Genomic DNA, 8955 nt, shown 5'->3' on the forward strand with positions numbered 1-8955 from the left:
CATACGCGTCAAGTTAAGAGATTGTAAGTAAATTCAGGGAAGTTAAGGTAGATACTCTAGTTTTTCTGTACTTGTCTTTTAATGAAAATCGAGACCAAGTTATGGTAAGCTTTTTAAGAAAAACTTTCAAACTATTAACTTTATTCTTTAGTGCTAAAAATAACTCTATAACCCGCTTTTTTAGCTCAATAAATGCCTTTGTTAAGCTAAGTTCTGTATTCTTTTTCACTTCTGTGCAACCAACTATGCCGTGAAATATAAGAATTGCGCACAATTTAGCATATAGTTCACATAATACTCTGCATGGCTTTCCTTTTAGCTTATCAAGTCTGATATGGCTTTTATACAATTTAAATAATAACTCAATTTGCCACCTTACTCTGTAAATCGTTAATACTTGCTCAGCACTAATTTTATTTTCTGGAACATTAGTTATAAATATTGACCAGTTCAACAATTTTTGATTTCTTTTAGAGGATGTATATCCCTGCGATCTTGCTAATCTATTAGCTTTCCTTCTTCTGGCCATAGACTGTTCTTCAGTTAGTTTCTGACATATAATTCTTACTCTAATTTTTGCTTCTTTTCCTAACAATACCTCGTTTTCTAAAAATAACTTATCCTCTAAACATTCTAATAACTCCATTTTTTGATTTGTTTCTACATCATATATGTTGGTATCGGATTTATAACGACTTATGAAATAAGCTCCTATTTCATTGATTTGTTTAAAAGAACTTGGCACAAAATAACCGAGATCAGATATTAGCAAATCATTGCTTAATATATTACTTAAATGTTTCCTATATCCCTGGTCTGATCTTACTCCCTCCGTTAAATTAAGTTGGTCTATTATCTGATTCATGTAGTCGAAAACTAATTGTAACTTTATTCCAGACTTAGTATTGCTTTCATAGCCACTGTAGCTAGTACCATAACCTTTATACATCTCTTCCATACTGTTAGGTAGAGTAATATAGCTACTGTCCAATAATTTAACACTATTAAATTGCTGTAAGATTTTGCAATCAACTTGCAAGATATTTTTGAAGAGAAGCACAGATTCATTATACATCCTTTTCATAAATTCCACTGCTTCTTCAGTAAATCTAAAATCCAAACCTTGTTTTGTTATATCTATCGAGTCCTCGTTTAGTAATTGACACATTGTTTCTACGCTACAATTATCAACCCCTATATTACCCAAGACCATGGCTTTTACGAACGATGAACCTTTTAGCTTTCTCTTTCTTTTTATAAACCTTGTTGTAATTGAGATTTTGTCTGCTTTTTCATTAAAAAATTCTTTGAGCTTTTTTGATAAGCTAGTTATTTTATTCATTGGTTCTCTCACTAAAAGTATTTCTGGGAGAACTTATACCTTATTATTCTATCTCTTTCATACCTTTATTTCCTTAACTTGACGCGTATGGTTCAAAAAAGTGTGTCAAACCAAAAAAAAAGTAATAAATTGATATAAAAAAAATGGAGGTTTGACAATGAGTCAGAAAGTAGTAAACAGAACTACCGGTTTGGTAGATTACAAAGAACTGGAAGCAAATATACTGTCATCAATAAGGGAAGGCAGACCATTAACAGGAAGGGATGGAGCATTTACACCATTTATAAAAAAGCTGCTGGAGGCAAGTTTGGAAGGTGAAATAGAAAATCACTTATTAGCTGAAAGTGAAGAGAGGGTTTGGTTGGAGGAAGTGGAGTAGCGAATGGATATACAAAACGCTGGGTCTATATTCAGACTATAGAATAAGGTATTACAAACCGAAAGCATCACCAGCACAATATGTTATAAACTTTGGTAAAGAATCTGCTAGGAAAGCGTAGTGCGGATGCTGCGTTTGACGAGGCGGGAGCTGGAAACGTTAACATGGGAATTTGGATTGAGGCCTATTGTGAAAACAATGGATCAGCCACCAAACCCTAAAGTAGGCGCGCCAGTTCTTGACCCTACATATTTTTTTGAAGGTTAAATCCAGCTTAGGGTCGAGAAACTTAGATAAAGCCATAGCCAAAGTGTTTAAAAATATTAATAATTATACACACAATTATTCAACCATATTTTTGAAGATAGCTATGCCGCCGCGGTATCTCTTAGCCGCTAACAAGTAGCGGGATGACGATTGTTGGTAAATCTAAGTCAGTTTAGCTATAGGCAGCAATTTTCTGTATTTATTTTAAATTGAAGGAAGCTCAAATGAAAGATCATGTTTTGCTAAAAATCACAGAATGCAGTCTAACAGTGAACGGTTACGCTTTTGATCAAAAATGTTGTATAGTACACAATCAATTTTTCTGGATCCAAGTAGTCAAGGCACTGCCTTTGTGTTTGAGGCAAAATCGGCTATAACACTTAACATACTCCCTTTGCAAACAAATGTTCGTACAGTTATATGTCAGCTACTTGCATGACGCCATTGCCTGAACGGGTACCAATGATTACCTATCAATCTCACCAAAAACTATATCGAGTGAGCCAATAATTGCTGCAACGTCAGCAAGCATGTGTCCTTTTGCCATAAAGTCTAAGGCTTGTAAATGCGCAAAGCCAGGTGCTCTTATTCGGCACCTATAAGGTCTATTGGTACCATCTGAAACTATATACACTCCAAACTCACCTTTTGGTGCCTCAACAACTGCGTAAGCCTCACCTTCTGGTACGTGATATCCTTCTGAATAGAGCTTAAAATGGTGAATCAGAGCTTCCATAGATTTTTTCATCTCTGCTCTTGACGGTGGAGAAATTTTTCTATCTTCAGTTTTTATTTGCCCTTCAGGCATTTTCTCTATGCACTGCTTCACCAAACTGATAGATTGCCTAATCTCTGCCATTCTAACTAGATAACGGTCATAACAGTCGCCATTTTGGCCGATCGGTATATCAAAATCTAGTTGATCATATATCTCATATGGCTGGCTTTTTCGCAAATCCCAAGCAAGCCCAGCAGCGCGCAACATTGGGCCACTAAAGCCCCAATCAAGTGCCTGTTTAATTGATATTTCACTAATTCCTACAGTGCGTTGCTTCCATATCCTATTTTCTGTTAAAAGTTCATCAACATCGTCTATATATTTTGGAAATTGCTCTATAAACTTTGCAATATCCTCAATCAAATCTTCTGGAACATCTGCTGCAATTCCACCTGGCCTGATGTAAGCTGCGTGAAACCTTGCACCTGAAGCTCTTTCGTAAAATTCCAGTATTTTTTCTCTTTCTTCAAAGAGCCATAAAAGAGGGGTCATTGCTCCAACATCAAGTGCTTGAGAAGAAACGTTCAGTAAATGATTTAGTATTCTCGTCAGTTCACAAAACAAGACACGTAAATACTTTGCCCTAATTGGCACTTCACATTGCAACAATTTCTCCACACAAAGTGAATATGCATGCTCTTGTGACATTGGTGATACGTAATCAAGGCGATCAAAATAAGGCAAAGCTTGAAGATACGTTTTATGTTCTATTAATTTTTCAGTACCGCGGTGCAAAAGCCCAATATGGGGATCTGCCCTCTCGATCACTTCACCATCCATCTCTAAAACAAGACGCAACACTCCATGTGCAGCTGGGTGCTGAGGTCCAAAATTTAACATCATTGTCTTTAGATCGGGCATGTCCAGTAGTTTAAGATATTAAAATTGTATAGGCTAAAGTGCGCTCAAAGTCAATAAACTTCTTGCATAGGCTACAACTATCATTCAATAGAAACAAAAACTTTTACAATGGCTAATAAGTGTTGGTAAAACCAAGTCACTTTAGCTATAGAATGACAAAAAAGGTTTGCATTAGCCAAATTTTTAGTTGAAGTAGCATAAGAGGTTAAAGGAAAAGCTTTGTGTTAATGGATTCATTTCAGGTATAGTATAGATAATACCACAATACTTATAAAATGGATCATGTTGTTAATGCGTATAATAGACTTGACACTCCTATAGTCAGGGGAGAAGGGGCATATCTTTTTGATAAAGATGGTAAAAAATATTTAGATTTTGCTGCAGGTATTTCTACAACTTCTTTAGGGCATTGTCATCCATACATTACAGATAAGCTGAAAGAGCAATCGAGCTCATTATGGCACTGCTCTAACATTTTCACTATTCCCGAGCAAGAAAGGCTTGCCGAGCGTTTAACAACCCTTACTTTTGCAGATAAAGTTTTTTTCTGCTCAAGTGGGCTTGAAGCAACAGAAGCTGCAATTAAGTTTATTCGTCGTTACTTTTATTCAAAAGGGCAAGCAAAACGTAATCGTATTATTACAATTGAAGGAGGATTTCATGGCCGCAGTATTGCTGCAATTTCTGCTGGAGGCAATGAAAAATCACGCGAAGGTTTTGCTCCGCTCCTTTCTGGTTTTGATAAAGTGCCAAGAAATGACATTAAAGCATTAGAAGAAAAAATCAACAATGAAATAGCTGCTGTATTTTTAGAGCCCATACAAAGCGAAGGTGGAGTATATCCACTAGACGTAGAATATCTTCAAAAAGTAAGGGAAATAACAAAAGCTCAAGGAATAATTTTGTGCTTTGATGAAGTGCAGTGCGGATATGGACGCATCGGTTCTTTATTTCATTATCAAAATGTCGGCATTGAACCTGATATGCTAACCTGTGCGAAGGCTATGGGTAACGGTTTTCCTGTAGCTGCATGTTTAGTGAAAGATTATATAGCAGAAGCAATTACTCCAGGAACTCATGGATCAACCTATGGTGGCAATCCACTTGCCATGACTGTTGGTAATGCAGTGCTCGATATAATGCTAAAAGAAGGCTTTTTTGATCATGTTAAAAGAATTAGTAAATATTTAAAAGAAAAGCTGTTGCTTTTAGCTAAAGAATTTCCTGAGATGATTTTAGAAGTTCGTGGAGAAGGGTTACTAATGGGAATAGAACTAGCAACTCTTGTAGCTGATAAAATTATTAGTCGACCTCTTGATAAAGGTTTAATAATAACTAGGGTTTTAAACAACAAAGTAGTAAGGGTAACCCCACCACTTATCATTGAGGATGAGCATGTGAACGCAGCGTGTAATATGCTTTATGATTTGTTTTTTAAGATTAAAGGTATATAAAATTCGGCAATATAAATTCAGGCTTGCAAATGCCTCTCATAACATGTAAAGTTAATTTTATTTTTTATCACAATAACATCGTACTTTAATGGATTGGTTATTGGTCTTAGTATCACCAGCAATTTTTGTTTTGTTAGTTTTATCGTTTTTGTTCTCAGGAGCAGAAATAGGCTTAACCTCAATTAGCCGTTCTCGAGTTAATAAGCTAAAGCTAGACGGTAACAAAAAAGCCAGGGTAATAGATCGCTTATTAAATAGGAAAGAATTGACAATAGGAACGGTATTGCTCGGCAATACAATTATTAATATTACTTGCTCTGCTTTATTTACAGCAATATTTATCAATCTTTTTGGAAATGAGGGCATTCTCCTATCAACAATTATAATGACATTTTGTATTTTATTGTTCTGCGAAGTTCTACCAAAAACTTATGCTATTCAAAATCCTGAAAAATTTGCATCATTTTCTGCTTATTTTGTATTGTTTTTTGTAAAGATTTTTTCTCCATTGACACTAGGTATTCAATTTATTGTTAACCTCATCCTAAAATTATGTGGGCTGCATAAAGATAAGGAAGTGATATCTGCAGCGGATGCAATGCGTAATATGATTACTCTTCACCGCAGTGAAGGAACTATGTTGCAACAGGATTTAGATATGCTAAGCAGCATACTTGATTTGGCTGAGACAGAGATATCACAAATTATGACCCATAGAAGAAACCTATTTTCTCTTGATATAGATCGGAATAAAGAAGAGTTAATAAGAGAGATTTTAACCAGCAGTCACAGTAGAGTACCTTTATGGCAGAAGGAACCAGATAACATTGTAGGTGTAATTCACGTGAAAGCTCTAATAAATGCTTTGCGTGAAAAGAATAATAAAGCGGAAGAAGTTGACATTACCCAAGTTATGTCAAGGCCTTGGTTCATACCAGAAAGTACACCGCTCAGCGTGCAACTTCACAACTTCCGTAAGAACAGGAAACACCTTGCATTTGTTATTGATGAGTATGGAGCACTGCAGGGAATTGTAACTCTTGAGGATATACTGGAAGAAATAGTTGGAGAAATTTCGGATGAACATGATTTGATTACGGAGAATTTTATAAAGAAAATATCTGATAATATGTATCACATAGAAGGAAAATCTACTATTAGGGACATTAACAGGCAGTTATACTGGAATCTCCCTGATGAAGAAGCTACAACTCTAGCAGGTATGATTGTGAATGAAATAGAGCGCATTCCTGACGAAGGCGAGGAGTTTTCCATGTATGGTTTTCGCTTTAAGATTTTAAAAAAAGATAAAAATATTATTACTGTTGTTGAAGTGCAAGTAAAAATTGGTAATATTAGTGGCAGCAATTAATTAGTGGAGTTTCATGGAAGATACAGTAAAAATAACGGCTGAAGAGTTGAAGGGTTACATAGAGAGAATCGAAAAACTTGAACAAGAAAAGAGGGATGTGCAAGATCACATTCGTGATGTATATGCAAAAGCCGCAGATGAAGGTTGGGATATAAAAGTGATGAAACAAATTATTAGGCTGAGGAAGATGGATGATGATGACAGAGAGGAACAAGAAATATTGCTTGATACCTATAAACGTGCATTGGGAATGAGCTACGAAGAAGAGTTAAGTGAATAGCAGAATTGTAATTGGAATAAGTGGAGCATCTGGTTCTATTTACGGTGTGCGTATTTTAGAAGCGTTGAAAGACGTCGATTATGAAACTCATTTAGTGATAAGTCGTGCTGGGAAAGTAACTTTAGCTCACGAGATTAAAGAAAAACTTGAAGATATTACATCACTTGCAGATTTTTACTATTCTGAAGAAAAGATTGGAGAAAAAATAGCAAGCGGCTCATTTAAAACCTCAGGGATGATTGTAGCACCATGCTCTATGAAGACAATGTCTGAAATCGCATCAGGTGTTACTTCCAATCTATTGACAAGGGCTGCAGATGTAACGCTAAAAGAAAGAAGAAAGTTAGTTCTTATGGTGCGAGAGTCACCACTGCATCTTGGGCATTTACAAAATATGTTAAAATTAACGGAGATGGGAGCAATTATTGCTCCACCAGTGCCTGCTTTTTATATTAAACCGAAATCGTTGGATGATATTATTAATCATTCTGTTGGCAAAGTATTGGATTTATTTGATATCAAATTACCCGACTTTAAGGAGTGGCAAGGAAGTGACAATTATTATTGATGGTAAAAAAATAGCAAACGACCTATGTGAGAGGCTATCACAAAAAATTGATATTTTAAAGAGAGAGTATAACATTTTTCCTTGCCTGAAAGTAATTCTCATAGGTAGCAATCCAGCAAGTCAGGTTTATGTTCGCAACAAACAGAAAAAAGCAGAATCAATAGGCATAAGTTCTGAGACCATTGTTTTGCCTAATAATATTTTAGAAGATGAATTAATTGAAAAAATCAATGAATTAAATGAAGATCCATCTGTGCATGGCATTTTAGTGCAATTGCCTTTACCAAATCATATTAGTGCAAGCAGAGTAATTAACACAGTAAGTGTTGAAAAAGATGTAGATGGCTTTCATGATGAAAACGTTGGCAAATTAGTTAAAGGTGAAAAAAACTGCCTTATACCTTGCACTCCTAAAGGTTCTTTGCATTTAATTAAGTCAATTGAAGAGAACCTTTCCGGTAAAAACGCAGTGGTAATTGGTAGGTCAAATATCGTGGGCAAGCCAATGTTTTACCTGCTATTGCAAGAAAACTGCACTGTCACCATCTTGCATTCACAAAGCAAGGATTTAGCTGAATATTGCTCTAAAGCGGATATAGTAGTTGCAGCAGTCGGAAAGCCAAATTTTGTTCAAGCAGACTGGATAAAGAAAGGTGCAATAGTGATCGATGTTGGCATAAATAGCGTTAACGTAGGAAAGCTTGTAGGTGATGTTGACTTTGAAGGAATAAAAGGGAAAGCCAAAGCTATGACCCCAGTACCCGGGGGCGTTGGCCCAATGACCATTGCATTTCTAATGATGAACACTGTTATTGCTGCTTGCTTGCAAAAGGGAGTTGATGCTTCTGATTTCATTAGTTGAGGTATGAAGAGGAAAGCTATATGAAGATAGAATGTACCATATCACAATTAATAAAAAATTGAGATTTTTGAAATTCCTCAGTAGTCAAATTTATTAAATATTTAGGATCATCATCTATTCTTTTTTCTCTACAAGTATAGCTAAAGTGGCTTAGGTTTACCTACAATTTGAAAAACAACAAATTCGTCATTCCGCTACTCGTTAGCGGAATCTATGCTGAGATACCGCGGCGGTATGACGTAGGGAAACCTTTCTTGGGTTAGCTATAGTTAGTGGAATTGCAAAGTTTCTAGGCATAAAAAGCTTTGAACCTAATATATGAGCCAAACTTGATTTTCCAACCGTAGATACACCTGTAATAAAAATAATAGTCTTCATTTTGTGAATTTACTTGCTATATGAACTATCGGAGAAATTTTTTTATAGTTTATAGTATCTGACCTTACCCAGAAAAAGTGGAGAGAAAATTTGGAATGTTTTTCACAAAGAGAATGATGAATCAAAATGCTCAGGAATGCAATAGTTAATAGTGACGTTGTTTGTTATAAAAAATTTCTATATATTCAAATATAGCAGTTTTGATATGCTGTTTAGAGTGCCGAGAGGTGTCTATTGGTAACTCCCTTTTTAGAGAACTGAAGAAGCTTTCCACAACAGAATTGTCGTAACAACAACCTTTATAACTCATCTATGTTTTTTATGGATAAGAGATATTGATAACCTTGCGAAGTATATTGTGAACCTTGATCACTATGTAATAGTAGATTTTTGGCAGGTTTACGCTTGTTAACG

At 35.5% G+C, this 8955-nt stretch carries 7 protein-coding genes and 2 pseudogenes; 6 read left to right on the forward strand and 3 right to left on the reverse strand.

Going from position 1 to position 8955, the window contains the following annotated elements:
* Positions 1–13: 13 nt before the first annotated feature.
* On the reverse strand, positions 14–1342 hold the full coding sequence (locus OZD64_RS02375; protein ID WP_274999201.1) for an IS4-like element ISWen1 family transposase: 1329 nt from the start codon (positions 1340–1342) through the stop codon (positions 14–16).
* 157 nt (positions 1343–1499) lie between these two features.
* Between OZD64_RS02375 and OZD64_RS02380 the strand changes: the two are divergent.
* Positions 1500–1694 (forward strand): annotated as a pseudogene (locus OZD64_RS02380) (IS256 family transposase); the annotation flags it as partial.
* A 760-nt stretch (positions 1695–2454) separates the two neighbouring features.
* Here OZD64_RS02380 and OZD64_RS02385 read toward each other — a convergent pair.
* Positions 2455–3627 (reverse strand): NADH-quinone oxidoreductase subunit D, encoded by a 1173-nt coding sequence (locus OZD64_RS02385; protein WP_010962676.1) that lies wholly within the window; start codon positions 3625–3627, stop codon positions 2455–2457.
* A 275-nt stretch (positions 3628–3902) separates the two neighbouring features.
* Here OZD64_RS02385 and OZD64_RS02390 point away from each other — a divergent pair, with 275 nt between their 5' ends.
* The 5 genes from OZD64_RS02390 to folD all read left to right on the forward strand — a co-directional run bounded on the left by OZD64_RS02390 (position 3903) and on the right by folD (position 8163).
* Positions 3903–5081 carry an aspartate aminotransferase family protein gene (locus OZD64_RS02390; protein ID WP_038198898.1) on the forward strand — a complete coding sequence of 393 codons (1179 nt, stop codon included), beginning with the start codon at positions 3903–3905 and terminating at the stop codon, positions 5079–5081.
* 88 nt (positions 5082–5169) lie between these two features.
* Complete coding sequence (locus OZD64_RS02395; protein ID WP_274999230.1) at positions 5170–6453, forward strand: HlyC/CorC family transporter; 1284 nt, start codon at positions 5170–5172, stop codon at positions 6451–6453.
* 13 nt (positions 6454–6466) lie between these two features.
* A complete protein-coding gene (locus OZD64_RS02400) occupies positions 6467–6733 on the forward strand; it encodes a DUF2312 domain-containing protein (RefSeq protein WP_010082293.1) in 267 nt (88 codons plus the stop codon).
* On the forward strand, positions 6726–7301 hold the full coding sequence (locus tag OZD64_RS02405; protein WP_010082294.1) for a UbiX family flavin prenyltransferase: 576 nt from the start codon (positions 6726–6728) through the stop codon (positions 7299–7301). Before OZD64_RS02400 ends, OZD64_RS02405 begins: the two co-directional genes overlap by 8 nt.
* Positions 7285–8163 (forward strand): bifunctional methylenetetrahydrofolate dehydrogenase/methenyltetrahydrofolate cyclohydrolase FolD, encoded by an 879-nt coding sequence (gene folD / locus OZD64_RS02410; protein WP_010082295.1) that lies wholly within the window; start codon positions 7285–7287, stop codon positions 8161–8163. Before OZD64_RS02405 ends, folD begins: the two co-directional genes overlap by 17 nt.
* A 480-nt stretch (positions 8164–8643) precedes the next feature.
* Here the strand turns inward: folD and OZD64_RS06840 are convergent.
* Positions 8644–8955 (reverse strand): annotated as a pseudogene (locus OZD64_RS06840) (transposase); the annotation flags it as partial.

The sequence above is a fragment of the Wolbachia endosymbiont of Drosophila tristis genome (genome assembly GCF_028981745.1).
GTDB lineage: Bacteria > Pseudomonadota > Alphaproteobacteria > Rickettsiales > Anaplasmataceae > Wolbachia > Wolbachia pipientis.

Coding starts and splice junctions, on each gene's coding strand:
- OZD64_RS02385 (WP_010962676.1), bottom strand. CDS start 3,627: ATGCCCGATCTAAAGACAATGATGTTAAATTTTGGACCTCAGCACCCA.
- OZD64_RS02390 (WP_038198898.1), top strand. CDS start 3,903: ATGGATCATGTTGTTAATGCGTATAATAGACTTGACACTCCTATAGTC.
- OZD64_RS02400 (WP_010082293.1), top strand. CDS start 6,467: ATGGAAGATACAGTAAAAATAACGGCTGAAGAGTTGAAGGGTTACATA.
- OZD64_RS02375 (WP_274999201.1), bottom strand. CDS start 1,342: ATGAATAAAATAACTAGCTTATCAAAAAAGCTCAAAGAATTTTTTAAT.
- OZD64_RS02395 (WP_274999230.1), top strand. CDS start 5,170: ATGGATTGGTTATTGGTCTTAGTATCACCAGCAATTTTTGTTTTGTTA.